Source organism: Bifidobacterium avesanii (assembly GCF_009299475.1).
In the GTDB taxonomy this organism is placed as follows: Bacteria; Actinomycetota; Actinomycetes; order Actinomycetales; family Bifidobacteriaceae; genus Bifidobacterium; species Bifidobacterium avesanii.
Genome location: NZ_WBSN01000025.1, coordinates 1 through 26,438 on the forward strand (window position 1 = coordinate 1; position 26,438 = coordinate 26,438).

Genomic DNA, 26,438 nt, shown 5'->3' on the forward strand with positions numbered 1-26,438 from the left:
TTTGAGACTGGGGGGGGGTGGAGGGGGGGGGGAGGGAGGGGGGAAAAGAGCGCGATCGGGTGTGGGTGGGTGATGTTCGGGGCCGCTGGGGCCGCGCCCACCGCCGCGGGCAGGCGGCGCCTTGGGGGGACTGGGGAAAAGGCGGACAAGCCGGGGGGGAGGAGGGATGAACCACCGAGGGGTGCACGCCCGGTGTCCCCCCCCCCCACCCCCACAAACGCAAATACCTGCCTGCAGAAGCAAAAATCTACCTCATGAATGCAAATGCCCATTCATGGCATGAATTGTTCCCACGCGAACGGCAACCTGCGGCCTATCTCAAGAGTCGAGGGCAGATTTTCACCTTGGCGGATAGATATCTCAAGAGTCAGGGACTCCAGCCTCCTGCATACACCGTCCTCGCACAGCGAAAACCGCGAAATTCCAATGCTTGGTGAAACAGGACGGCCCGTCACGCCGCGAAAACGCACCCTGACTCTTGAGATATCTCTCCGCAGAACGCCAAAACCGCCCCCGACTCTTGAAATACCCTCCTCTTCCTCCTCTATTCCCGGTCAAGCAGGGCGGTGAGCGCCCACAGGATGCTCACCACGTCGATGGCCTCCTGCAGGAACGCGCCCACGACCACCGGAATGAGGTTGAACGCGGCGGCGAGCATGCCCACGACCGCGAGCGCGAGGCCCAGCAGCACGGCCTGAAGCATCACGCGCTTGGTGCGGCGCGCGATGGCGATGGCCTGCGGCACGGCGGCGATGGAGTCGTTCATGATGACGATCTGCGCGGACTCGGACGCGGCGGTGGAGGTTCCGTCGGTCATGGCGACGCCGAGATCCGCGGCCGCGAGTACCGGGGCGTCGTTCACGCCGTCGCCGACCATCATGGTGACGGCCTTGCCGCCGGCCCGACGCACCGCCGCGACCTTGTCCTCCGGGAACAGTTCGGCGCGCACGTCGTTAATGCCGACCTCGCCGGCGATGATGGCGGCGGAGGCCTTCTTGTCGCCGGTGAGCATGGTGATCGCGCCCACGCCCAGTTCACGCAGGCGGGCGACCGTCGACTTGGCGCCGGCGCGCGGCACGTCGCGCAGCACGATGCGCGCGATGAGTTTGCCGTCCACGGCCACGTAGGCGGCCATTTCGTCCGGTTGGAGCATGCCGAAGCGGGTGCGGATCGCCGCATCCGCACCCGCGGAAGCGCTAGCGGTCGCAGTGGCATTCGCGGTTGCGGCGGCCTCCGCGGTTTCCGCGGTCTTCGGCGCGACCGGCTGGAATCCGTCCGCCGCCGCGTTGGCGAAGGACAGACGCCCCACGCGGACCTCATGCCCGTTCACCTCACCGGATACGCCATGCCCGGATTCCTCGTGGATGCGCCGCACCACCGGGTAGTCGCGTCCGCTGCCAAGCAGCGCGGCCCTCGGATCGGGGCAGTTCCGCCGGCCGGCCTTATACCGCGCACGCAGCCGATCCATGGCGTCCGCGCCGGCTTTGGCGATGCCCTTGGACAGGATGTGCACGGAGTAGCCTTCGACCACGCCGGCCATCATGAGCACATGATCCTCGTCCAGTTCGGTGCGCACGCCCGGCAGCATCTCGACGCGCGTGACCTGCGGCTGCTTGACGGTGAGCGTGCCGGTCTTGTCGAAGAACACGTGGCTCACGTGGCCCAGACGTTCGAGCACATCCTGCGTCTTGATGAGCACGCCCGCCTTGGCGAGCCGCCCGGTGCCGGCCACATACGCGACGGGCGCTGCAATGAGCAGCGGGCAGGGCGTGGCGAGCACGAGCACCTGCGCGAACCGGGTGGGCGTGCCGGCGAACCACCATGCCATGCCGGCGATGATCAGGGACAGCACGGTGAAGGGCACGGCCAGACGGTCGGCGGTTTTCACCACGACCGGCCGGGATTCGCGCGCGCCCGCCACGAGCGCGAGGATGCGCTGATACTGCGAGTCCGCCGCGACGTTGGCGGCGCGCATGGTGAGGGTGGTGGAGCCGTTCACCGCGCCGGACGGCACGCGGGCGACGGCGTACACCTCGCGCGGCATGGGCTCGCCGTTGATGTTGGACAGGTCGAGCGTGGCGGATCCGCTGAGCAGGGTGCCGTCGACGGGCACGGTTTCGCCGGGCAGCACCACGAGCGTGTCGTGGAGTTTGACGCGTTCCACGGGCACCGTGCGGAAGTAGGAGGGAACGGACGGGGTGCCGGCGGTCTGTGCGGCGGACCTGCCCGGCTGCACGGTCACGCGGCGGAATGCCCCGTCCGCGGCTTCGGATGCAACCGCGTCTCCCGTGGTTGTTTCTCCCGCGGTTGACTCTCCCGCGGCCGCCTCCCCCACGCCGGGCAGCGCGACCACGTGCGCGGTGCGGGGAGCGGCCTCCACAAGCGCGGTGAGGCTGCCCTCCGCCTTGGCCTCGGCGTAGCCCTCGATCGCCTCACCGGACGCGATCATGAGCGTGACCGCCCAGCTCGCCCAGTACTCCCCCACGCCCAACGTGGAAAGAATGGCCAGAATGGCGAGCAGATCGATGCCCACCTGCCCGTGCCGCAGATCGTCGATCATGCCGAGCAGCGTGTCCACCACGGTGTACACCACGAGCGCGATCACCACCCACTGTCCCACGCTCGGATTGGGCGACATGCCCCACAGGCCCAGCTGTCCCCATGGCGCGACGGCGCCCCACGGACGCCAGTCCCACAGGAGGGCGAGCGGCATGGCGGACGCGACCACCACGGGCAACAGGGGAACGAGTTTGCACAGTCGGACGATTTTGCGGACGATTCCGCCGGCAAGAGTGCCGATCAAGGCGCGCATGAGGGACTCCTTACGCTGGTATCCGGGCCGTCCGCGCAGCCAAAACAAGTATGCGCGACCGGCTAATTGCTTGTCACGCCTTGTTAAACCCATCGCTGCGGCGGCCGCGGGTCCATCGCCCCGCTTCCTCCCCGCCTCGATACACGGCGTAAAGATTCGCCCTCAATATAGCAACATCCCCGCGAGATGCGCCACTTGGGCGCGTCCCACGGGGATGCCGTCAATGCGACCGGAATGCCGCCGAACGCCGGACAACCGTCCGGGCCGGCTGGCGGATCGTCGGCGTCAGTTGTTGCCGAAGCCGAACAGCTGGCTGAACGGATCGGTGATGCCGCCGTTGTCGCCGTTGTTGTTCTGGCTGTTGCCGGAACCGTTGCCCGACCCGTTGCCGGAATTGCCGTAACCGTAGCCATAGCCGTTGGAACCATTGCCGGAACCATTACCGGAGCCGGAGCCGTTGCTGCCGTTGGAGCCGCCGTTCGAGCTGCTGGAGCCGTTCACCGCGGCCTCCTCCTGATCGAGGGTCACGTTCACCTCAAGGGTCTTGCCGTCGCGCACCAGCGTGAGCTTGGCGGTGTCGCCGAGGGCGGAGGCGCGCACGTAGCCGAGCAGCGAGTAGACGTCGGACACGGTGTTGCCGTTGTAGCCCACGATCACGTCGCCGGCCTTGATGCCGGCCTTGGCGGCGGGACCGGAGGCGTTGCTCACGGAGTCGACGGCCGCGCCGGCGCGGGTCACGCCGTCGGCGGTGGCGGTGCCGGTCTTCACCTTGATGCCGAGCGCCGCATGCTGCACCTTGCCGTTCTGGACGATCTCATTGGCCACGCGCTTGACGAGGTTGGACGGGATGGCGAAGCCGATGCCGATGGAGCCGGCGGACGAGCTGGAGGTGGCGGTGGAGGCGATCGACGAGTTGATGCCGATCACCTGACCGGCCGCGTTGAAGGTCGGGCCGCCGGAGTTGCCGGGGTTGATGGCCGCGTCGATCTGCACGGCGTTGGTCACGATGTCCGCGTTGGTTTCCTCGTCGGTCACGGTGACCGGGCGGTTGAGCGCGGAGACGATGCCGGTGGTGGCGGTGTTCTCGTAGCCGAGCGGGTTGCCGATGGCCATCACGTTCTCGCCCACGGCCAGCTGGTCGGAGTCGGCGAACTCCACGGCCTTGAGGTCGCTCGGCGGGTTGTCGAGCTTGATGACCGCCAGATCGGTGGTGACGTCCGTGCCGACGAGCTGGGCGCTGTACAGGTTGCCGTTGGACAGGGTCACGGTGATCTTCTGGGCGCCCTCGACCACGTGGTTGTTGGTCACGATGTGGCCGTCGGTGCTGATGATCGCGCCGGAGCCCTTGCCGGTGCCGTTAGACAGGGTGGTGGTGATGGACACCACGGAGGAGGACACGTTGCTGGCGACGGTCTTCCAGTCCACGGCCTCGCCGGTGGTGGCGGTGGCCGAGCCGGAGCCGCCGGTGGAGGAGCCGATGCTGTTGAGGTTGGACGACGACGGCACGCTGATCACGCCGCTGGAGATGAGGCCCCAGCCGAGGCCGAGCATGAGCGCCGCGGACACGAGCGCCGCGATGACGGCCGTGAGGATGGTGGTGGTAGCGGACTTGCCGCCCTTGCCCTGCGGCACGGGCTGACCGGCCATGCCCGGCAGGAACGGGCCCTGCGGGTTCTGCGGCGGCACCTGACCTGACTGGCCCGGCTGCCGGCCGTTCGCGTTGGCGGTGTTCTGCGCGTTGGAGTTCTGCGCGCCGAACGGGTTGAACCCGGCGAAGCCGTGCTGACCGTTCGCATGCTGCTGGCCGTTACTGGCGTTCTGCGCGGGGTCCGGGGCTCCGAACGGATACGGGTTGAACGGTCCCTGCGGCATGGGCTGGCCGTACTCGGGCTGGCTGGAAACGGGCTGGCTGGACTGACCGCCCTGGCTGCCCTGGCCGGCCGGCTGCGGGGCCGGGGCGGTGCTGCCCTGCTGGGCGTATGCGCCGTATTGCGGGGCCGCCGAATAGGTCGGCGTCACCGGAGCGGCGGACTGTGCCGGCGCAGCGGCCGGAGCCGCCGAAGCCGCCGCGGAGGGCAGCTGCGTGGTCGGCTGATCCTCGCTGACCGCGGAGGACGGGGTGGGAATCGTTTCGGTGGGCTGCTCGCCCTGATCCGCCTGCGCGGCGGCGTTCGTCTCACCCGCGGCGTCGGCGCCGTTCGACGCCGGCTCGTCCTGCGGCGCCTGCCAGGGCTTCTGCTGATCGTCTGTCATGATGTCTCCTTCAACTTCGTCCGCGCGCGACGCCGTCCCGTGACGCCGCCTTATCGCGAACCGCTACCTAAGAGTAAAGATACCGGTACTGGAAGTTTCCTGAATGTTGATTGAAAGCAACTGTGGAATATTCCCCCAATTGCCATACACACGCTTTCACTGCGCCGCCCAAACCACGGAATCGCGCGCTTACGGGCCAACTCACCCGGACCGTCCGCCGGCGCTCCGCCCGCCGCGCCCGCATGTCCGGCACTGCATCCGCTCAATCCGCACCACATGCGATGCGGATTGAGCAAATCCAGTGCGCAGGCCGCGGAAAAACGGCCCCAGCGCATCCGATTCGCTCAATCCGCGCGATAAGCCCTGCGGATTGAGCGGATCGAGTGCCGGAACGGGAAGGAAAGTCGGATGCGCCAGCCGTCCGCAGAGTAAGGCCATAGACCATAGGTCAGAGCCCCATAAGCGTGCGATTCCTACGGGCGCATGGCCGTTCAGCCGGCCGCCGACAGTGCGGGGCACGGTGGCGCGGCGACTTTTACGGGCACACGATCCCGCCGATCCGCGGACCATGCGCCGCACAACCCATGCACGCTTTCCGCGATGGAGGCCGCAATGGCGACCGCGGCCCTCAACGCGGCCCGTCATTCTCCCGACGGCGCGTCACCGCCGCTTGGGCCGGAACGCGCTCAGGGCCGCCGCCACGCCGGCTACGGTCGCGGCCGCGGTGGCGAGCAGGCCGGGCCGGCGCAGCAGGTTCACCGCGTCCCCGGCGGACGTGGGCACGTGGCTCAGCGCGAAGGTGTACGCCTTGTTCGCGCTCGGCTTGCCCACCAGCTCGCCGAACTCCAGCAGCTGCGTGCGCGGCTCGTACGGGTGGCGGATGTCGAACTCGATGAGGCGCGCCGCGCGGCGGGCCGGGGCGGGACCGTACGCGTGGAACCCGCACGTGGGCGTGGCGCCGAGCAGCACGCCGTCCACCGCGCCCACGAACCCGTTGCGGTGGTCCTGACCCGCGAACAGACCCACGTAGTCGCCGGCCATGAGGATCTCGAACTCGCCGCAGTCATGGTCGGGGCAGCTCACGCCCTCGCCCAGATAGCTGCCGGGGCGGGTCTTCGACTCGTCGAGCACATAGCACTGCTGGTCGAACGTTCGATACCCCTGAATCGCATACGCCGTGGTGGACGGCACGGGCTTGAGCAGCCGGTAGAACTGCGGCAGCGGCGTGTGCTGGAACGCCAGCGTGCGCGCGCCGACCAGCGTGGGCACGCGCCTGAGGAACGAGAGCGCCGCGGCGGAGGGCGTGCCGTAGCCGCCTTCGCGCGCGTAGTCCCCGGAGTCCACCAGCGCGAGGCCCAGCACCGTACGTTCGCCGTTCTCGTCCTTCACCGGCAGGGCGAACGTGCCGGGCTCGCACGCGTAGATGGACTGGTCGGGCAGGCCGGAGCCGGGCTGGCGGCGGGCCACGGCGGGGTTCGCGGCCGTGGTCTCCGGATTGAGGCAGCCGGGGAACTCGCGGTAGATGGCGTCGAGCTCGGCGTTGTCCAGCCCGCACTGGAAGTCGTGGATGCCGTAGGTGACGGCGAACGGGATGCCGCGGTCGATCATGGGCTTGAGGAACGCGCCGACGCTCTGGCGCACCAAGTCGCGCGTATGATCCAGATCGCGGCGGCGGGCGGCCGATTCGTCCGCCTGCGGCAGTTCCGGCGCGGCGGTGATGCTCTGCAGCGCGCTGCCGACCATCGCGCCCACCGACCGGCCCGCAGCGGCCACACCGTCCCATGTGGTGTCCCAGCGGCGCTTGCGGAAGGTCTTGGAATAGGCGCCGTCGTAGCCCGCGATCTGATCGCCGGTGAGAATCACCACGTCCGGGCGGGAGGCGTCCAGCGCGGCCTCGATGAGGCGGATCGTGTCCTTGGCCACGGCCGGACCGTCCTGAATGTCCGCGAGCTGGAGCACGCGGAACTTGCCGGAGGCGTGGAATTGCAGGCGTCCGAGCCGGGCGGACACGGAGACGGGATAGTCGTCGCCGTCGTGCGGATCATGCGGACGGATGCGCGCGCGGGTGGACTGGGCAATCGACTGGGCAATCATACGACCACAGTACCGCAACGCGGCTCGCGGAACGGCGGGCGGCGACGCGAAACGCCAGACGCCGGCCAGACGGACACGGATAACAAAAAATCCCCGCAGGCAAACCTGCGAGGATCCATTGGCTGGGGTGCCTGGACTCGAACCAAGAATGGCTGAACCAGAATCAGCTGTGTTGCCAATTACACCACACCCCAATTGGCAAGGCGTTGCAGCTGTAATCAGCCGTAGCGTCTTCGTACCCCCAACCGGATTTGAACCGGTGTTGGCGCCGTGAGAGGGCGTAGTCCTAGACCGCTAGACGATGGGGGCTTGAGTTATTTCGTTGAGCGGTTTGTTTCCGTGCCGCGCAACGAATGATTACTATACGCAAGCTGGTACCCTCACGCAAATCATCGGCGTGTCGCCCGGAATTCCAACGTTTTTGACACTGCCCAAAATAGCGCCGAAGGGCGGTCAGCGGGGCGAAAATCACCCGTTGACCGCCCTTCGGAGGCGCCTGCCGGCGTGTCGCGCACATCGGGCACGCCGAGCGCAACGATCACAGATGCGCGCGCAGGCCCTTGAGACGGGCGACCGTCAACGGCTTGCCGACGATCTCCATGGATTCGAACAGCGGCGGGGACACGCGGCGGCCGGACATGGCCACGCGCACCGGGCCGAACGCCAGACGCGGCTTGTAGCCGCCCTCCTCCACGAGCGTCTTGTTGAGCAGCTCGTGCAGCGCGTCGGTCTTCCAGTCGGCCTCGTCCACGCCCTCGAGCGCGGCGATGGCCTTGTCCAGCACCTCGCCGGCGGAATCCTTGAGCTGCTTGCGGGCGTCGGCGTCCGGCTCGATGTACTCGTCCGTCGACAGCAGGGAGCCGACCATGCCGGCCACCTCGCCCAGCAGACGCACGCGCGGCTGCACGAGCGGGGCCGCGGCGGTGAGCACTTCGCGCTCACGGTCGGTCAGGGCGTCCCATTCGTCGGCGGAGACCACGCCGTCGCGCTTGAGGTACGGCACCGAGCGGCGCAGGAAGTCCCCGGGCTCGAGCAGACGGATGTGCTCGGCGTTGATGGAGATGGCCTTGTCGAGGTCGAAGCGGGCCGGGTTGGCCTTCACGTCGCGCACGTCGAACTTGGCGATCATCTCGTCCATGGAGAACACGTCGCGGTCGGGCGCGATGGACCAGCCGAGCAGGGCCAGGTAGTTGAGCAGGCCCTCGCGGATGAAACCGGCGTCGCGGTGGTTGAACAGGTTGGACTCCGGGTCGCGCTTGGAGAGCTTCTTGTTGCCCTGACCCATCACGTACGGCATGTGGCCGAACAGCGGCGTGGTCTTGGCGATGCCCAGCTCCTCGAGGTAGCGGTAGAGCACGATCTGGCGCGGGGTGGAGCTCAGCAGGTCCTCGCCGCGCAGCACCACGTTGATCTCCATGAGCGCGTCGTCCACCGGGTTGGTGAGCGTGTACAGCGGGTCGCCGTTCGGGCGCACGATCACGTAGTCCGGCACGGAACCGGCCTTGAACTCGATGCGGCCGCGGATCAGGTCGTCGAACGCGATGTCCTCGTCGGGCATGCGGATGCGCAGGGCGGGCTTGCGGCCCTCGGCGCGGAAGGCGGCCTTCTGCTCCTCGGTGAGGTCGCGGTCGTAGCCGTCGTAGCCGAACTCGGCGGGGCGGCCGGCGGCGAGGTTGCGCTCCTTGATCTCCTCCGGGGTGGAGAAGGACTCGTAGGCGTAGCCGGCGGCGAGCAGCTTGGCGGCCACGTCCTTGTAGATGTCGGTGCGCTCGGACTGGCGGTACGGGCCGTGCGGGCCGCCCACGTCGATGCCCTCGTCCCAGTCGATGCCCAGCCAGTGCAGGGAGTCGAGGATCTGGTTGTAGCTCTCCTCGCTGTCGCGGGCGGCGTCGGTGTCCTCGATGCGGAAGATGAGCTTGCCGCCGGTGGCGCGGGCCTCGGCCCAGTTGAACAGGGCGGTGCGGATCATGCCGACGTGCGGCGTGCCGGTGGGCGACGGGCAGAAGCGCACGCGCACGTCCTTCGGCAGTTCGGGTTTGGTGTCTTTGCTGTTTTCGGCTTCAGTCATAGGCTCCATTGTGCCCCGCAAGCGGGACGTGGCCGGCCGGGCGCACCCTATAATGGGAGCCGCCGTGCCCGCGGGCTCCTCACCTTACCGACGGGCGGAAAGCAAGGTGAACATGATCGTCAGGGCGAAGAAGATCGCCGGCAAATACCTCCCCACGCTGGTCGCGGTGGCGCTGCTGCTCGTCGTGTGGGAGCTGTGGGTGGATTCGGGGCATGCGAACCGGCACTCGTTCTCCGCGCCGAGCGAGATCGTGCGGGCGACGATCGACGTGTGGCCCAAGATGTGGGCGCAGACCATGGTCACCATCCAGGAGGCCGCCGCCGGCTTCGTGCTGGCCGTGGCGCTGGGCGTTCTGATCGGCGTGCTGTTCTACTGCTCGCCCATCCTCAACGCCGCGTTCTTCCCGCTGCTCACGGCCGCGCAGACCATGCCGCTCATCACCATCGCCCCGCTGTTCATCATCTGGTTCGGCTTCGAGATCTCCGGCAAGATCGCCATCGTGGCCGTGTTCAGCCTGTTCCCGATCGCCGTGCAGACGATCCGCGGACTGAGGGCGGTGCCGCAGTACTACGAGGACGTGGCGCTCACGTGCGGGGCCACGCGCTGGTGGACCCTGTGGCACGTGAAGCTTCGCGTGGCCGCGCGGCAGATCTTCGGCGGCATCCGCATCTCCGCCTCCTACCTGTTCGCCACCGCCACCACGGCCGAGTACATGGGCGCGCGCAAGGGCCTGGGCATCTGGCTGCAGATGGCGTACAACTCGTTCCGCACGCCGCTGATCTTCTGCGCCACGTTCATGGTGGTGGCGCTCACCGGCGTGGTGTTGCTGTGCGTCTCGCTGGCCGAACGGCTGCTGCTGGGCGCGGACGACGACGCGGTGGCCTTCGACGAGGAGGGGTGACGGTTCCGGTTGGTGAAGCTCCGCGAGGCGAAGCACTACGGGGCCGACGGAGGACACCCGTTCCGGCGAGGCTCCGACGGCGAGCGCCATTCGCATAGTGTGCGGCACTTTCGACGGATTGCAGGTATCTATCTGCGTTCCGTTATCTGCGTTCTGTGCAGCAGCTGGTCCTCGCGCGCACCGTGCGCATTCCGCCGCAATCGGCCGACTCCGGCGGAATTGCGGTGCCATGCACGAGCCGCGCACGGGCATGCGCGAAATGGGGCGCTGCACGGAACGCGGACGGATGTCCGCCGCGCCGAAAAAGTGCTGCACACTATACGTACACTCCGCAATTCACCTTCCGTTTTTGTGAAAGAATGGGCGCACACTGTGAAAGGAGCAAAGATGACCGATTCCCAGCCGACTGGCACTCCCTCGAACGACGGCCAGCAACCCACGCCGCAGTACGGACAGTATACGGGACAGTACGCGAACCCCCAGCAGCCGGCGCAGCAGCCGGCAGTACCGCAACAGCCCCAGTACGGCCAGCAGGCGCAGCAGCCTGCCGCATACGGGCAGTACACGGCCGGACAGTACACGCCGCAGCAGCCCCAGCAGACTCCGCAATATGGGCAGTACGCCGCCACTCAGCAGCCGGCTCCGGCGCAGCAGCCGCAGTATGCGCAGCCGGGGTACGGACAATACGCGCCGCAGGGACAGAACCCGTACGGACAGCCCGCGCAACCCGTGCAGTCCGCCGCGCCCGCACAACCGGCCAATGCCCCGTACGGACAGTACGGCCAGCAGGCCCCGGCCAACCCGTTCGCGGCCGGATATCAGCAGCCTCAGCCCGCGCAACCGCAGTACGCGCAGCCGCAGTACGCACAGCCGAACCCATACGCCCAGCCGGCGCCCGGTCAGCCGCTGCCGCAAGGCGCACCCGCTCAGGCGTACATGGGAGAGCCGCCGATCGATCAGCCGTGGTACGGCATCAAGTTCGGCGCGGCGATCAAGCGGCTGTTCCGCAAGGCATTCGTGCACACCGGTCGCGCCTCCCGCGGCGAATTCTGGTGGGCGCTGCTCTTCATCGGCCTGCTCTCCGTGGCGATCACTCTGATCACCACGCCTCTGGGCAGCGTTGGCACGATAATCGGATACGTATGGCAGATCATCAGCTATGTGCTGGTACTGTTCGTGGGCATCCGCCGACTGCACGACACCAACCGCTCCGGCTGGTTCATGCTTCTGCCCATCGGCGCGGATGTGCTGGATACCGTCATCGGCCTCATCTACGAAGAGCCGATCAACGACATGATCGCATACGGGGGCATCGAGGCGAGCGCGGGCACGATGGGCATCATCATCGGCACCGCGATCGTCATCATCGTGGCGACCATCGTGGGCATCGTCATGCTGGCCGGGCGCTCCAAGCCGGAGGGCGCGCGGTTCGACGTGCGGGCGTAATGGCCATCCGGCGTCTTTCCCCGTCATTCTGGATGAGCGCAAGCAAGCCGGGAAAATTCTCCGGCGTCGTTCGGGCGGACTCCGCCCAAAATGACGGCGAAGGCCGGTCGCCGGCTCAAATCGGCGCAAGCTACGACAGGGGGCGTTCCACCCGCGGCAAATGCGGATGGAACGCCCCCTGCTTGTCATCCCGCCGTTCGTAGCGCCGAGGACAACCACGATGAGCGCCGGCGGCCTACAGCTCGACGTGCTCCTTGTTGGGATCGTCCTTGACGTGCGCGAACTTGGCGGCGAGCGCCTCCTTGTTGCGCTTCTCGTCCTCTTCCTTGGCCTGCTTCTTGGCGGCGGCCGGGTCCCACAGCACGTCCTCGCGGTGCTTCTTCCACTCGGCGGCGGCCAGCGGGGCCACGAACGCGGCGGTCGCGTCCAGACGGGCGGCGGCATCCGAGCCGGCGGCCTTGCGCGCCTCCAGCAGCTCCTTGACCTGCGCGTCGCTCAGGGCGATGCGCGGCACGGAGATCTGCTCGCGCAGCTCGTTGACGGTCAGCAGCACCGGCAGCACCGCGCGCGGATCGTCGCCCGCGGCGGCCAGCAGCGCGTCGCACACGATCAGCGCGGCGGCGAAACGACCGGCGACGGCATCCACGGACGCGGCGTCCGCGCCGTTTCCCGGCACGGCGCCGGCCTGCACGGCAGCCTCCACGTCGTTCAGAATGCCGGTCACCGCCGCGGCCACGTCGTCCGACCAGCCGGCGCCGAACTTATCGGCCGCATCCAGCACGAGCTTGGCGTCGCCGGTGTCGGAGAAATCCAGAAGGGCGTCGTAGGCATCGTTGGCGTCGAGCAGCGCGTCCACGATCTCCTGCGGACGGCCCGGAATCGAATCGGCGCCCTCGTACACGAATTCGGCGTCCGGCACGGTCACGTCCTGGCCGGTCATGATGCGGGCGGCGGCGCGGGTGAGGCGCACCTGCAGGTTCTCGCCGTACTTCGCATCGTTGTCCATGTGCATGGCCTCGGTCAGCGGCCACAGCCCCAGCAGCTCGCTGCCCCGTTCGGCGGCCTCGCGCACCGCGGGCAGGGCGGTCAGGCGCGCCACTGTGGCGTTATCGAATGCAAACGTCATTTTGCTTGGCTCCTTTGCTTTTCCACCGTTGTCATTTTAGCCTGCGGGACGCTTACGCCACGTTGGCCGCGGGGTCCACATATGTGATGCTCATCACCTGATGCGTGTCCGCGTCGAACGTGATCGACGTGACGGAGGCGAGCGCCGCGTGGCGCAGCAGCATGTTGTGCTCGGGATGGCCGGTTTCGAGCAGGTGGCGGAATGACCAGATCGGCGACTCGTGGCTCACCACGATGATCTGCCGGCCGGCGTATTCGTCGATCTTCTCCGATGCGAACGCGCTCATGCGCGCGGCGATGTGCCGGTAGCTCTCGCCCCATGTGGGCTTGTACAGGTTGCGGACGAGGCGCAGGTTCTCGGGCTTCCACAGCGCGCCCTCGCCGTGGCCGATGCGCTTGCCGCGGAAGTCGTTGCCGGCTTCGATGAGCCGCTCGTCGACGGCGAGTTCCAGAGCGGGCAGCGGGTGGCCGTCCGGGGCAACCACGGCCCGTTCGGCGCGAGCCTCGTTGAGGCGGCCGATGATGATGCCGGCGGTCTCGCGCGTGCGTTCGAGGGGCGACGACCAGACGGCCGCAACCGTGTTGGTCTGCGGGTTGGCGGCGAGGTAGCGGCCCGTGGCGTCGGCCATGCGCCGGCCTCGTTCGGACAGGTGGAAGCCGGGCAGGCGTTCGTACAGCACGTGTTCGGGGTTATGGACCTCGCCGTGGCGGACGAGGTGGATCGTGGTTGCGCTCATGTCTCCAATGTACCCGTTTCCGGCGCCGGACCCCGCTTCAAGCCGTGGGCCGGACGGCGGCGGTGCGTTTGGAGCGTCACCGGCGTCCTCGGCGGCGGCATTGCGGGAAACTACATCCGTATTTCCGATTTGTGCGGTCGTTTTTGCGCATGCCCGAAGTAGACTCCGCGCCATTCCGACGCAGTTCCAAGGGCGATACCTGACCGCACCCGCGAAAACGACCGCACAAATCGGAAATACGATTGCGCGCCATCTCAGAAGGCGCATAGTTCATTGAAATCCAACGTAGTTTCGCGGGAAAACGGACGCCCGATGCGCACCAACGCGCCTTGCGCCGGATGTACTCGCCACGGCATAGCATTCGTGTGGACGAACAACGACGTCCGCGGAGCAACCAGACAAGTACAACCTTTACGTAGAACGTTTGCCAACGGCAGTGTCCATCAACTGCGTTGGCGGAAAGACAGGGACGAAGACAACATGGCCAACAATGTGATCGTCGGCATCCGGGACATCGGCGCCCGCGTCTTCGGCGGATACGCCGAACTGCTGCGCATCCCGCACACCGCGCGCTTCTCCATCGGTTCGGTGATCGCCTGCATGCCGTTCCCCATGGTCGGCATGACCATCACCATCTCCGTTCAGTACTACTACGGCAACTACTCGCTCGCCGGCGCGCTCACCGCCATCCAGGCCATCGCGCTGGCCATCGCCACGCCGCTGCTCGGCAAGCTGGTGGACAAATTCGGCCAGCGGCAGGTCTCCATCCCCACGATCATCGTGTGGATGGTCGCCGCCGTCTCGCTCACCACGTGCATCACCAACCGCGCGCCGGAGTGGGTGCTGTACTGCATCACGCCGTTCATGGCCGCGATCCCGCCGTGGGGCGCCATGAGCCGCGGCCGCTGGACGCATCTGCTCAAGGGCGACCGCGTGCGCACCGACCGCGCCCTGAGCCTGTGCGGCGTGTTCGACGAGTGCATGTGGGTGATCGGCAACCCGCTCGCCTCCACGCTCGCCGTGATCTCCGGCCTGCTCGCGTTCTCGTTCACCGGCGTGTGCGTGGTCGTGGGCGCGCTCATGTTCCTCACGGAGCTGACGACCGAGCCGCCGTCGCAGACCCAGCTGGCCCGCGCGGCCGACATGACCCGCCGCGAGTATCGCGAACGCGAAGCCGCCAAGGCCGCGGCGCTGCAGGCCGAACGCGACGCCGAGCAGCCGGGCACCGGCAAGCGCAAGGAGTCGATCTGGGGACCGGGCCTGATCGCCGTGTGCGTCACGTGGTTCGGCTTGGGCGCGTTCCAGTCGGCGGCCAGCATCTCGATCATCTCGTTCGCCACCGAGCAGGGCATGAAGCAGTACACCGGCTTCGTGTTCGCGTGCTTCTCGTTCAGCTCGCTCATGGGCGCGCTGGTCTACGGCGCCAAGAACTGGACGATCGCGCTGTGGAAGCGGTTCTACTTCTGCCTCGCCGTGGTGAACTTGGGCATCAGCCTGTTCCTGTTCGCGCACAATCTGTGGACGATCATGATCATCTACCTGCTCATCGGCGTGTGCCAGGCGCCCACGTGGATCAACGGCAACCAGCTCATGCTGCATCTGGTGCCGCCCACCCGCCTGACCGAAGGCATGGCATGGATGGGCGCGATGAACTCGATCGGCGCCTCGGCAGGGTCCGCCATCGCGGGCCAGTTCATCGACCGCATGGGCTCGCACGGCGGCTTCCTCGTCGTGACCGCGCTGGCGATCGGCTCGCTGGTCATCGCGCTCGTGGGCTTCAAGCAGATCAAGGACGGCACCGAGAAGCCGCTGCTGCAGGAGATCACGGTCTGACCTTCATTTCCACGGCCTCTTCCCTCCGTTTCTGCCCAATCTGGCGCGCCAAATTGCGGGATTGGGCAGGAACGGCATCTGAGAAGTTGCTTGCGGCCTCTTATCCTCCGTTCCTGCCCAATATCGCAATCCGCCGCCGCAGATTGGGCGAAAACGCACGTTGCCGGTGTCGATCACGGCCATATTGATGGTCGGATCGGCACCGGCAACGGAAGATCGGGAAGCGGAGAACCGAGCGGATCCGCTACTTCGGCCAGCCCTTGGGCGTGTGCTCGAGGGACCAGACGCCGAGGCGATGCGAGAAGCTGTTCTCCCACTTGGCATCGAGCTCCTCCTGCGTGAGGCGCTTGTCCGCGGATTTGAGGCGGTTCATGGCGTTGGTGTGCGTGTCGTCCAGCAGCCACTTGCGGATGAGGAAGTTCCACACCATCACGATCACGGTGGCGACGAGCTTGCCCACGTTCGTCCAGATGACGTACTGCGTGTGCATGGTGTACATGGAGTCGTGCGGCATCCACGAGGTGCTAATCCACACGATCACCTCGTTCATGATCCAGCCGATGAACGACGAGACGAAGAAGATGGCGATCTCCATCCAGCGGGCCATGTCCGGGCGGTGCTTGAACACGAACTTCATGCTCGCCAGATAGTTGAAGACCAGGGAGACGAAGAAGGAAATGGACGTGGCGAGCACGTTGTGCATGTGGAACATCAGCAGGATGTTCATCAGACCGTAGTCGATGACGAAGGCGATGACGCCCACGATGCCGAATTTCATAAGCTGTTCGATCAGTTTCTTCACGAGTGACCTTTATACTCACGCTGGCTGACCGCAGGCGGAAAGAAGGCTGAATCTGCGCACAATCCGCGGATGGAGCGGGCTGGGAACGGGTTTCCGGCCGATTGGCGTCGGCCCCGACCGCAGCCGGCCTACAATGGCCGCGTAGCCCATTGACTCGTAGTCCATTCCAAGGAGGAACCATGCCCGTCATTCACACCCATGTGAGCGTCAAGACCACCCCGGAGCAGCGCGAGGCCCTCAAGGCCGCCTACGGCAAGGCCATCACCGCAGTCCCCGGCAAGTCCGAAGGCTGGCTGATGTGCCCGTTCGAGGACGACATGCCCATCTACTTCGCCGGCGGGAACGACAAGCCGGCCGCCTACGTGGAGGTCAACGTGTTCGGCCATTCCGTGCCGAAGGGCGCGTGGGAGAAGCTCACCGAGCAGATCATGGCCGCGCTGAGCTCCGAGCTCGGCATCCCGCAGGACCGCACGTACATCCGATACACCGCCACCACCGACTGGGGCTGGAACGGCGGCAACTTCTAGTAGTCGCCGTTCCCTCGCAGCCTTCGCGGCCTTCGCGGCCTCAGCGGCCGCCCGCCTCGCCCACGCGAAGCCACCGGGCTTCCCGCTTCACGGCTCGGGGCAGGCAACTTCCAGTCGTTGCCACCGGACCGGGAGCGGGTCCCCGGACGGGGAGTGCCCACTCCCGGTCCGCCGGTCACAAAACCCCTGAAATTGCAACGTTTTTGTTGCTCATGGACAGGGAGTGGGCGCTCCCGGTCCGGAGATTCGCTCCCGGTCCAGTCATCAAACGGCAAGCCCATACAACGACGGAGCCCCCGCGCTCGGAATTCCAAGCGCGGGGGCTCCGTCTGCTTAAGCTCAGGTCAGCGAACCGAGATTCACTCGGCGACGACCTTGACGGTGAAGTTGGCGGCGATCTCCGGGTGGAGCTGGACCGTGGCGGCGAACTCGCCGGTGGTCTTGATGGCTTCCACGGTGATGGCCTTCGGGTCCACGGCGGCCTTGTCGGCGAGGGCCTTGGCGATCGCGTCGGCGGACACGCCACCGAACAGCTTGCCGGACTCGGACACCTTGGCGGCGATCTCGACGACGGAGCCCTCGATGGCGCCCTTGGCGGCGACGGCATCCTCGCGGGTGGCGACGGCCTTGGCGAGGCGGGCGCGGCGCATGGCCTCGATCTGGGAGGCGGCGCCCTTGCTCCACGCGAAGGCGAGGCCCTGCGGGATCAGGTAGTTGCGGGCGTAGCCGGGCTTGACCTCGACCACGTCACCGGAGTGACCCAGGTTGGCGACGGTCTTGGTGAGGATGACCTTGGTTTCCTTTGCCATATCTCTCGATCCTCCTATCAGCGACCCGAGGTGGCGTACGGCAGCAGGGCCATCTCACGGGCGTTCTTGATGGCCGTGGAGATCTTGCGCTGCTCCTGCACGGTGACGCCGGTGATGCGACGGCTGCGGATCTTGCCGCGATCGGAGATGAACTTGCGCAGCAGCGCGACGTCCTTGTAATCGATCTCGGTGACCTTGGCGGCCTTCAGCGGGTTCGGCTTCTTCTTGAACGGCTTGACCGGCGGTTGCGGCCTCTTGCGTGACATAGTGATGTTCTCCTTGAAAAGTGTCTGGTTGGATCGTTGTTACGGGGACGGGACGTCCGGATCAGAACTCGGGCTCGTCGTTGGCGCCGCCGAAGTCGTCGGAGGAGCCGAACGAACCGAAGGATCCGCTGGACGGGGTGCCCCACGGATCGGCGCCCGTCTGGGGAGCCGCGGTCGGGGCGGACTGCTGCGGGGCCGAGGCGCCACCGGAGTAGCCGGCGCCGCCGGAATACCCTGCGCCGCCGTTGTAGCCGCCGCGATTGCCCTGGAAGCCGCCGCGGTTGCCGCCCTGGAAGCCGCCGGAATAGGAACCGGAGCCGCCGGAGGTGCGGGTCACCTGGGCGGTGGCGTAGCGCAGCGACGGACCGAGCTCGTCCACCACGAGTTCCGTGGTGTAGCGGGTCTGGCCCTGGCTGTCGGTGTACTGGCGGTCGCGCAGACGCCCGGAGGCGAGCACGCGCGTGCCCTTGGCGAGCGAGCTGCCGATGTTGGCTGCCATGTCGCCGTACGCGACGCAGCGGAAGCTGGCGCGGTCGCCGTCCTCCCACTGGTTGGTCTCGCGGTTGCGGCGGCTGGACTGCGTGATCACGGTGAACGTGGCCCACGGACCGTTGTTGCCCTGACGGACTTCGGGATCCGCGGCGAGGTTGCCGATGATGGTGATCGTAGGCACTGCCATAGGTCTTACCCCTTAACAACGGCACCGAAACGGTGCGAAAAACTTACTTGACGTCCTTGCGAAGGATCTTCGTGCGGATCACGGATTCGTTGAGGTTGAGGACACGGTCCAGCTCGGCGCTGGTCTCCGGCTCGGCGGTGTAGTTCACCACGACGTAGTTGCCCTCGGACTTGCCGGCGATCTCGTAAGCGAGCTTGCGACGACCCCAGTAGTCGGTTCCATCCACGGAACCGCCCTCGTTGGTGACGATCTCGAGGTACTGCTCGGTCAGCTTCTTCAGACCGCGCTCGTCAAGCTCAGGATCAGCGATGAACATCAGTTCGTACTTATGCGCAGACATCACCCACCTCCTTCGGACTATTGGCCGTCAGACCCTCTGACGGCAGGAGTGTGTTTGCGTGTCGGCGGACCGAAGTCCGCACAACTTTTCCGAGCATACGCGTGGGGCGGGACGAACGCGCGGAGCGGACGCCTCGCTTCCCCGGGACGAACGCGCAGGCCTTGTTTCAGGCCTTGACGAGCGACTTCAGGTTCACCGGGCAGGACATGCTGCCGCGGAATGCGTCGAGCGAGTCGAGCGCGGAGCCGGAGGTGTCGGCGGAGTTCTGGTCCTCCGGGGCGAAGCTCGGCGTGGGCGTAGCGGAGTCGCCGGGGGCCGCGGTCGCGAGGTCCGACGGATCGAGCGCGCCGGAGCCGTAGCGCTGGTCCTGCTGGGCGTCGGGCACGTCGGTGCCGCACTGGTCGTCGGCCTGGCCGTTGGTGCCGGTGTAGATGCCGTTCGCGTTGATCACCGGGGTGGTGACCACGTTGAGCGGCGCGGTGGCGTCCTCGCGGGCGCGCACGGTGAAGGCAACGGTCACCTCCGACTCGGGCTTGACGCCGTCCGTGAGGCGCAGGTTGATGAACTGGTGGCCGGACACGATGCCGTTGGCCACGAAGTCGCCGGATTCGTAGGCGATGGACGTGATCTCGCCGCCGGCGGGGGCCATGAGGAACAGGCGCGGCTGCATGGTGCCGCTGTTCGTCTCGCCGGTCACGAACGTGGGCAGGGTCTGGGCCTGCTCCTCGGTCATGGTGTTGCGCAGCGTGAACTGCACGGTGTACTCGTCGCCGAGGGTCTTCTGCGAGATGGCGCTCATCATGGTGGAGCGCGGCTTGGCCTTGACCAGATCGCTCAGACTCGTGCCCGCGGAGGCGAACGTGGAGCCGCAGGTCTTGGTCACGCTCGTCTCGACCTGCAGGTACCAGTCGAGCTTGCTGGCCACGGCCTCCGTCAGGTAGATGCCGGCGGTCGGGTTGAGCGGGTCGTCGGGCAGCATGCCGGCGGCGTTGGGGCTCAGCACCTGCGTCTGCACGAGCGCCTCGAGCTCGTTGGTCTGCTCCATCCACACCTTGAAGTGGCCGTCCGCGGAGGACGAGCGGATGGCGCGCAGCACGCCGGACGCCGTGGAGGCGCCCACGTTGGAGAACACGCTGGACATGATGCGCTTGGAGGACTCGTTGGTGTACTGGTCCTGGTCCTGGAAGTCGGGGTGCGCGGTGTACAGGTCGCTCAGGAAGAAGGGGACGGCGTTCGTGCCGTCGAGCACCTTGCCGTCGGACAGGGTCACGTTGCCGGTGGCGCCGATGAGCGACTGCATGAACACCGGGTCGAGCGCGAACACGCCGGACACGTCCACGCCCTCGTTGCCCTTCTGGGCGGCCCACAGGTTCTTCAGGGTCACGGCCGCGCGCTGGAAGTTCGGGTTGACGGTGGTGGTTTGCGGGTAGCGGTACACCTGATCGCCGAACACCGCGCCCTCCACCTTGTTTTCGTCGTCGAGCGGCTGCGTGCCGTACTCGAAGGAGGATGTGACCACGAAGTCGCCGATCTCCACCTTGCCGGCGTCCGCGGTGACCGCCGCGATGTTGCCGACCATGCCGCCGCCGGAGCGCAGTTCGGCGGGGTTGTAGATGGCCACCAGATAGGTGCGCTTGCCGTTGGCGCCGAGCAGCTGCGGGATGAGGTTGACCAAATCGTCGTACTGGGCGAGCAGGCCGTCCACGGACTCGAGCATGGTCCGCCCGGAGGTCACGAGGTTGGCGACCGCGGGGATGGTGGGCTCGGCGAGCGAGCCGAGCTGGTTCACCTCGTTGCCGATCACGGCGTGCGCGTTGGCGAGGATGCCGGGGATTTCGAGCAGGGCGCTCAGGTCGACGGTCTTGTCGTCCATGGAGAAGCCGGAGAACTGGGTGGACAGACCCATGAGATCCGCGAACGGGCCGTCCACGAGGTCCGCCACCGCGCCGAGCATGGTGCGCGCGGCGGTGATGTCGTTGCCGTAGGAGGTGTGGTCGCGCACGATCGTCCACTTGGGGCTGTCGAGCTCGTCGCGCAGCTTGCCGGCCGCGTCGACCATGGTGTGGGAGGCGTGCGAAAGGTCCACGTCGCCGCCGCAGCCGAGCGCCGCGTTCGCGAGGCTTTCCGCCGAGCCGATCATGCGGTCGGCCTCGTACGTCATCTTCACCGCGGAGGAGCCGTACACGATGAACGTGGACAGCAGCAGGCCGCCGAAGGAGGCGAGCACCACGTAAAGCACCCGCGCCACCATGCGCCAGCCGGTCACGGCCCTGAGGTTCCTCATGCTTCTGCCGCGAACGTGGCGTGGGAATATGCGCATAATCACCTCTCGGAATCGGCTGCCATGGGAGTTGCTACCGGACAGTGTAGCGCCGGCACGTGAAGTCGCCCGGGGTCGGGGGGAACCGTCACACGACCTGCAAGACGGCCGGAACGGCAAAACGGGACGCCGATTACCAGCGTTCTTTCAGAATTCTTGCAGTACTACTATAGGCTTCGGCAAGAAAACACCCACATCCCCTGCCCATAGTGGGGACACGGGGCGCGCAATGCGTCCCGGCCAACGTGGCGCGCAAGCGCACCTGAAGGAAAACCGGAGTAGCTGAAGTTATGTTCGTTCTCAAGAACGCCTGGACCGCGATGACGCATCACAAGACGCGCACCATCCTCGTGGTCCTCATCGCCGCCGCCGTCTCGGCGGGTTCCATGTTCGCCCTGTCCGCCCGCTACTCCTACGAGTCGGCCACCGGCTCCATCTACCAGTCCCTCGCCCCGGACGCGAAGATCAGCGTCGATCGCCAGAAGGTCATGGTCTCCAAGAACGTGAGCGACGCCAGCCAGGTGAACTGGAACGACTACAACCTGTCGTGGGCCGACTGGTCCAACTACGCCGAGGCGCTGAGCAACGCCGGCGTGAGCTTCACCCCGCAGTACGACGAGACCGCCGTGGTCCCGGCCGCCGAAGGCCAGATCCAGCCCGTGAACGGCTCGAACTTCACCGTGACCGGCTTCTACGACGCCGGCTCCTCGCAGGACGGCCCGCTCGGCGCGTACACGATCGTCGAGGGCGCGGACCTCACCTACGACGAGAGCGGCATGGGCAACGCGATCATCCCCAAGGCCCTCGCGGACAAGAACGGCACCAAAGTCGGCGACACCATCACCCTGGCCAACCCGTCCGACTCCTCCAAGACCATCACCTTCACCGTGTCCGGCATCTACCGGACCACCGCCGCCGGCGTCACCCCGTCCCTCGGCAACGACCTCGACCCGGACAATGCCATCTACGCGAGCTACTACGGCTTCAGCAACGTCGGTCTCTCCCCCACCGATGACACCGCCAAGACCAACGCGCTCAACGTGACCTTCAAGCTCGAGTCGCTGGACGCCTACGAGCAGTTCAAGACCGTGGTCAAGCAGGCCGGCCTGAGCGACGACTACACCGTGTCCTCGCCGAAGATCGCCTCGTACAACGCCAACATCCAGCCGCTCAAGGACCTCGGCGGCAAGCTCACCCCGGCGCTCATCGCGCTGTGGGTCACGGGCGGCGTGCTCGCCGTGCTGCTCATCGCGTGGACCCTCGCCGGACGCTCCGAGGAGATCGGCTACGACATCGCCGTGGGCGTGAGCCGCGGACGCATCGGCTGGCAGTTCGCGCTCGAGCTGATCCTGCCCGCGCTCGTGGGCGTGACCGCCGGCTATCTGGGCGCCGGGTTCCGCACCGCGCCGATCATCGCGCGACTGACCACCGAGGTGCACGGCACGCCGCTGCCGAGCCTGATCTGGCAGTGCATCTGGGCCGCGCTGGGCGCAATGGTGCTGATCGCCGTGATCTGCTGGATCCGCACGGCCCTGTACCGGACCGAATCGCTGTTCGCGCCGCGACCGGAAGCGACGCCTGCGGACGCGGCCAAGGAGGCGTGAGCCCGCGATGAACGACGAGCACAAGCACAACGACGACGATCAGGAGCAGCACATGACCGCGAACGACGACAAGGACATCGACAAGGATCTCGACCAGACCATCGAAGACACGGAGAAGGCCGAGGAGGCTTCGGCCGAGGCTGATGAAGCCACGGAAACGGCGGACGGCGGCGACGGCAACCGGCCGGCCGAGGCCGGGGACGACCAGCCGGCGGTGCCGTACGGCATTGTGTACGACGACGCCGAGGAGGACCACAAGCCCGCGCTCGACCAGACCGACGCGCTGATCGCCGCCGCGCTGGGCCTGCCGGCGGACGGCGCCGCGAAGGCCGCGGCCACCAAGGACGCCAAGCCCGCGTCCGCGGAGAAGCCGGCCGAGGCCGCCCCGGTGATGGTCGCCTCGAAGATCGACAAGGAGATCTCCCGCAAGGACTCCGTGGTGTTCTCCACCTACCCCACCCTCGCGTTCAAGCACGTCGGCTACGCGTACAAGAAGAACGGCCCGAAGGCGCTCGACGCCGTGGACCTCGCGTTCTACGACCGCCGCGTGTACGCCGTGGTGCCGTCCTCCGACGAGCAGCGCGTGACCCTGCTGGGGCTCATGACCGCCATGCTCCGCCCGACCGACGGCCGCGTGATGTTCAAGAGCAAGGATCTCGAGGAGATCACCGGCAACGAGTTCCGCGGTCACTTCGCGGGCCTCGTGCTGCAGCGCAACAGCCTCAGGGGCGACCTGACGGCCCTCGACAACATCGTCAACGCCATGGAGGCCTCCGGCCGCAACTTCCTCAAGCCCAAGCCGCTCATCGCGGAGGATCTGCTCGAGGAGGTCGGCTTCCCGTCCGAGCACAACGGGACGCCGGCCCGCGAACTGCCGGACATCTACCTGCGCCGCGTGGCCATCGCCAAGGCGCTGAGCTGCGAGCCCGCCATGATCATCGCCGACGAACCCGTCGCCGGCCTTGAGGACCCGACCCGTGGGGACATCATCGCCCTGCTCAGGCGGATCGCGCACAAGGAGAACAAGACCGTCGTGATCGTCACCACCGACGCCGATCTGGCGCACGACGCGGCGGACAAGATCTACACGCTGTAGGCGGTGTGCCAGCGGCCCGGCACGTCAGCGGCCCGGCACGTCAGTGCAGTGTGCTGGCTGGCGTGCCGGGCCGCGCGCATATCTCCGCACGGCCTAGCACGCCGAGGCGCGGCGGACGACCATGTAGTCGGTCACGCGCTCGCGCGAGGGGCCGTCGAAGCCTTCGATGCGCTCGATGAGCATGTCCACCACCATCCGCGCATAGCCCTCCACGTCCGGGTCGATGGTGGTCAGGGCCGGCGTGGCGAAGTCGGCCTCGGGCACGTTGTCGAACCCGGTCACACGGATGTCGTCCGGCACGTGCAGACCGCGCTTCTGCAGCTCGGTGATCGCGCCGAGCGCGGCGGCGTCGTTGAGGCACATGATCGCGTCCGGACGCGGCAGCCCCGAATCCAGAATCGACCGCACCGCACTCGCACCCGCCGCGCGGTTCCACGCGGACGGCGTGGCGAGATACCGCCAGTCCGGCTCCAGCCCGCGTTCGCGCATCGCCCGCACGAATCCCCGCACGCGCTGGGCGGTCGTGCCGTTCTCGCCGGAAATCAACCGGTCAAGTCCGTCCGGCCCGTCCACGCGCGCGCCGGTCACCGCGATCGTCCGGCAACCGGCGTCCAGAAGCTCGCCGGCCAGCGCATGCATGGCCTCCTCGTTCGGCATGGCCACCCGGTCCACCTTGTCGCCGGCGTTGCGGCCCAGCGCATAGTCGCTCGCCGCCACCACCGGGTACGACTGCCTGAGCACGGCGCTTCCGTCCGCCAACGTGGTGCCGACGAAGAAGATCCATCCGTCGGCGCCCAGCCGGTACGTCTCCTCGATGATGCCCTCGATGCCCCCGTCCGGCGGGTACGTGTCGGTGATGACCCCGTATCCGCGCCGGCGGGCGGCCGCGATGACGCTGTCCGCGAAGTACGGCATGAACGGTTGGTCGAAGCTGTTGATGCCCAGGCCGATCAGCCGCGTGCGACCGGCCTTCATCGCGCGCGCGGAGATGTTGACGCGGTATCCGAGCCGGCGCATGGTCTCCTCCACGCGGGCGCGCGTCTCCGGCCGCATCGATCCGCCCTTGTTGATGACGTTCGACACGGTTTTGATGGAGACGCCGGCCTCGCGGGCGACGTCGGTGATGGTGACTCGTTTGCTGCTCATGGTTCTCGATGGTAGCGGGAGGCTGGTCTGCGGCTCAGCGGGCTTCCACGACGGTCCAGGAGACGGGCGGCAGCGTGACGCGGACGGCCGTGCCGTCACCCGTCAGCGCGGCCGTGCGGTTGGCGTGCAGCGTGACGCGGTTCTGGTCCTCCAGTGTGTTCGCGGCGGTCATGTCGTCCTCGTGCAGCGTGCGGGCGGCGACCTCGGACCACGCCTTGCCGTCCGCCCCGTTCGCCCCGGCCTCGCGCTCCGGCAGCGCGATCTCGAACTCGGCGGGCGCCTCGAGTGAGCGGTTCACGGCGAACACCGCCACGGAACCGTCCGGCCGGCGCACGGCCACGGCGTCCACGCCCGGCACGTCGCTGTACAGCTTGGTGGGCACGCTCGCCGCGCTGAGCTTCGGCACGTACACCGTGCCGCCCTTGGCGAGGCGCGCGGTTTCGGCGAACGGGTAGAACGTGGTCTGCCGCCACGCCGGACCGCCGGGGGCCGTCATGATCGGGGCGATCACGTTGACGAGCTGGGCGAGGCTGGCGGCGTGCACGCGGTCGGCGTTCTTCAGCAGCGTGATGAGCAGGTCGCCGAACACCACGGCGTCGAGCGCGGAGTACACGTCCTCCAGCAGGTGCGGCGCGACCGGCCAGTTGCCGATGCCGCTCGGGGTCTTGCTCGGCTCGGCGCCCTGATACCACACGTTCCACTCGTCGAAGCTGATGGCCACCTCGTGCTTGGACTTGAGGCGGGACTTGGTGGCGTCGATCGCGGCGGCCACGTCCCTGATGAAGCCGTCCATGTCCACGCCGGACGCGAGGAAGCTGGCCACGTCGCCGTCGTGCGGCTGGTAGTAGGCGTGGCAGGAGACGAAATCGACCAGCTCGTAGGTCTTGTCCAGCACGGTCTCCTCCCACTCGCCGAAGGTGGGCATGCCGTGCGCGGAGGAGCCGCAGACCACGAGCTCGACGTCCGGGTCGATCTGGCGCATGCCGCGGGCCACGTCGGCGGCGATCGTGGCGTAGTCGTGCGCGTTCTTGTGGCCAAGCTGCCACGGGCCGTCCATCTCGTTGCCGAGGCACCACATGCGGATGCCGAACGGCTCCTCGGCGCCGTTGGCGCGGCGACGGTCGGACAGTTCGGTGCCGCCGGGAATGTTGGCGTATTCGAGCAGGTCGAGGGCCTCCTGAAGGCCGCGCGTGCCGAGGTTCACGGCCTCCATGAGCTCGTTGCCGCCGGTCTTTTTCAGCCACGCGGCCATCTCATGCAGGCCGAACTGGTTGGTTTCGGTGGAGTGCCAGGCGGTGTCGAGCCGGCGCGGGCGCCGGTCCTTGGGGCCGACGCCGTCCTCCCACCGATAGCCGGAGACGAAGTTGCCGCCCGGGTAGCGCACGGTGGTCACGCCGAGTTCCCGGACGAGCTCGATCACGTCCCTGCGGAAGCCGTCCTCGTCGGCCTCGGGATGGCCGGGCTCGTAGATGCCGCCGTACACGCAGCGGCCGAGGTGCTCGACGAATGAGCCGAACAGGCGCGGGCTGACGGGGGCAAGGCGGAAATCGTCGTCCACGATGAGGCGGGCGGCGGTGGGG

Annotated in this window: 20 protein-coding genes and 2 tRNA genes; 6 read left to right on the plus strand and 16 right to left on the minus strand. The window is 67.3% G+C overall.

Going from position 1 to position 26,438, the window contains the following annotated elements; translation table 11 throughout:
- Window positions 1-544: 544 nt before the first annotated feature.
- The 6 genes from DSM100685_RS09715 to gltX all read right to left on the minus strand — a co-directional run bounded on the left by DSM100685_RS09715 (window position 545) and on the right by gltX (window position 9,236).
- Complete coding sequence (locus tag DSM100685_RS09715) at window positions 545-2,812, minus strand: heavy metal translocating P-type ATPase (RefSeq protein ID WP_152351142.1); 2,268 nt, start codon at window positions 2,810-2,812, stop codon at window positions 545-547.
- 285 nt (window positions 2,813-3,097) lie between these two features.
- Window positions 3,098-5,065: a trypsin-like peptidase domain-containing protein gene (locus DSM100685_RS09720; protein ID WP_152351143.1), complete on the minus strand. Its 1,968-nt coding sequence runs from the start codon at window positions 5,063-5,065 to the stop codon at window positions 3,098-3,100.
- A 660-nt stretch (window positions 5,066-5,725) separates the two neighbouring features.
- Window positions 5,726-7,159, minus strand: coding sequence for a metallophosphoesterase family protein (locus DSM100685_RS09725; RefSeq protein ID WP_152351144.1), 1,434 nt, complete (start codon window positions 7,157-7,159; stop codon window positions 5,726-5,728).
- A 119-nt stretch (window positions 7,160-7,278) separates the two neighbouring features.
- Window positions 7,279-7,353 (minus strand) — tRNA-Gln (locus DSM100685_RS09730).
- A gap of 42 nt (window positions 7,354-7,395) precedes the next feature.
- Window positions 7,396-7,468, minus strand: a tRNA-Glu gene (locus DSM100685_RS09735).
- 229 nt (window positions 7,469-7,697) lie between these two features.
- A complete protein-coding gene (gene gltX, locus DSM100685_RS09740; protein ID WP_420837385.1) occupies window positions 7,698-9,236 on the minus strand; it encodes a glutamate--tRNA ligase in 1,539 nt (512 codons plus the stop codon).
- Window positions 9,237-9,339: 103 nt separating this feature from the next.
- Between gltX and DSM100685_RS09745 the strand changes: the two genes are divergently transcribed.
- The gene (locus tag DSM100685_RS09745) at window positions 9,340-10,128 is read left to right on the plus strand and encodes an ABC transporter permease (RefSeq protein WP_152351146.1); all 789 of its coding nucleotides are present in this window, start codon (window positions 9,340-9,342) and stop codon (window positions 10,126-10,128) included.
- A 387-nt stretch (window positions 10,129-10,515) separates the two neighbouring features.
- Window positions 10,516-11,574 carry a DUF805 domain-containing protein gene (locus DSM100685_RS11115; RefSeq protein ID WP_152351147.1) on the plus strand — a complete coding sequence of 353 codons (1,059 nt, stop codon included), beginning with the start codon at window positions 10,516-10,518 and terminating at the stop codon, window positions 11,572-11,574.
- A gap of 235 nt (window positions 11,575-11,809) precedes the next feature.
- On the opposite strand, the gene DSM100685_RS09755 is transcribed toward DSM100685_RS11115, so the two are convergent.
- Entirely contained in the window at window positions 11,810-12,700 is an 891-nt protein-coding gene (locus tag DSM100685_RS09755) for a hypothetical protein (protein ID WP_152351148.1), read from the minus strand.
- 52 nt (window positions 12,701-12,752) lie between these two features.
- A complete protein-coding gene (locus DSM100685_RS09760; protein ID WP_152351149.1) occupies window positions 12,753-13,436 on the minus strand; it encodes a histidine phosphatase family protein in 684 nt (227 codons plus the stop codon).
- A 480-nt stretch (window positions 13,437-13,916) separates the two neighbouring features.
- Here DSM100685_RS09760 and DSM100685_RS09765 point away from each other — a divergent pair, with 480 nt between their 5' ends.
- On the plus strand, window positions 13,917-15,269 hold the full coding sequence (locus tag DSM100685_RS09765) for an MFS transporter (RefSeq protein WP_152351150.1): 1,353 nt from the start codon (window positions 13,917-13,919) through the stop codon (window positions 15,267-15,269).
- A gap of 244 nt (window positions 15,270-15,513) precedes the next feature.
- Here the strand turns inward: DSM100685_RS09765 and DSM100685_RS09770 are convergent, their stop codons facing one another.
- Complete coding sequence (locus DSM100685_RS09770) at window positions 15,514-16,047, minus strand: GtrA family protein (protein ID WP_152351161.1); 534 nt, start codon at window positions 16,045-16,047, stop codon at window positions 15,514-15,516.
- Window positions 16,048-16,250: 203 nt separating this feature from the next.
- Between DSM100685_RS09770 and DSM100685_RS09775 the strand changes: the two genes are divergently transcribed.
- Window positions 16,251-16,598 (plus strand): phenylpyruvate tautomerase MIF-related protein, encoded by a 348-nt coding sequence (locus DSM100685_RS09775; RefSeq protein ID WP_152351151.1) that lies wholly within the window; start codon window positions 16,251-16,253, stop codon window positions 16,596-16,598.
- A gap of 359 nt (window positions 16,599-16,957) precedes the next feature.
- On the opposite strand, the gene rplI is transcribed toward DSM100685_RS09775, so the two are convergent.
- The 5 genes from rplI to DSM100685_RS09800 all read right to left on the minus strand — a co-directional run bounded on the left by rplI (window position 16,958) and on the right by DSM100685_RS09800 (window position 20,976).
- Complete coding sequence (gene rplI / locus DSM100685_RS09780; protein WP_152351152.1) at window positions 16,958-17,407, minus strand: 50S ribosomal protein L9; 450 nt, start codon at window positions 17,405-17,407, stop codon at window positions 16,958-16,960.
- Between the two features lie 17 nt (window positions 17,408-17,424).
- On the minus strand, window positions 17,425-17,673 hold the full coding sequence (gene rpsR, locus DSM100685_RS09785; RefSeq protein ID WP_152351153.1) for a 30S ribosomal protein S18: 249 nt from the start codon (window positions 17,671-17,673) through the stop codon (window positions 17,425-17,427).
- Window positions 17,674-17,734: 61 nt separating this feature from the next.
- Window positions 17,735-18,352, minus strand: a complete 618-nt coding sequence (gene ssb / locus DSM100685_RS09790) for a single-stranded DNA-binding protein (protein ID WP_152351154.1) — start codon at window positions 18,350-18,352, stop codon at window positions 17,735-17,737.
- A gap of 43 nt (window positions 18,353-18,395) precedes the next feature.
- A complete protein-coding gene (rpsF, locus tag DSM100685_RS09795; protein ID WP_152351155.1) occupies window positions 18,396-18,692 on the minus strand; it encodes a 30S ribosomal protein S6 in 297 nt (98 codons plus the stop codon).
- 166 nt (window positions 18,693-18,858) lie between these two features.
- Window positions 18,859-20,976, minus strand: a complete 2,118-nt coding sequence (locus tag DSM100685_RS09800) for a DUF4012 domain-containing protein (protein WP_239512675.1) — start codon at window positions 20,974-20,976, stop codon at window positions 18,859-18,861.
- Between the two features lie 326 nt (window positions 20,977-21,302).
- Between DSM100685_RS09800 and DSM100685_RS09805 the strand changes: the two genes are divergently transcribed.
- Together DSM100685_RS09805 and DSM100685_RS09810 are read left to right on the plus strand one after the other, a co-directional pair.
- Window positions 21,303-22,616, plus strand: coding sequence for an ABC transporter permease (locus tag DSM100685_RS09805; protein WP_152351157.1), 1,314 nt, complete (start codon window positions 21,303-21,305; stop codon window positions 22,614-22,616).
- A 7-nt stretch (window positions 22,617-22,623) separates the two neighbouring features.
- Entirely contained in the window at window positions 22,624-23,712 is a 1,089-nt protein-coding gene (locus DSM100685_RS09810) for an ATP-binding cassette domain-containing protein (RefSeq protein ID WP_152351158.1), read from the plus strand.
- 93 nt (window positions 23,713-23,805) lie between these two features.
- Here the strand turns inward: DSM100685_RS09810 and DSM100685_RS09815 are convergent, their stop codons facing one another.
- Together DSM100685_RS09815 and arfA are read right to left on the minus strand one after the other, a co-directional pair.
- On the minus strand, window positions 23,806-24,858 hold the full coding sequence (locus tag DSM100685_RS09815) for a LacI family DNA-binding transcriptional regulator (RefSeq protein ID WP_152351159.1): 1,053 nt from the start codon (window positions 24,856-24,858) through the stop codon (window positions 23,806-23,808).
- Window positions 24,859-24,892: 34 nt separating this feature from the next.
- On the minus strand, window positions 24,893-26,419 hold the full coding sequence (arfA, locus tag DSM100685_RS09820) for an arabinosylfuranosidase ArfA (protein ID WP_170285004.1): 1,527 nt from the start codon (window positions 26,417-26,419) through the stop codon (window positions 24,893-24,895).
- Window positions 26,420-26,438: the final 19 nt, after the last annotated feature.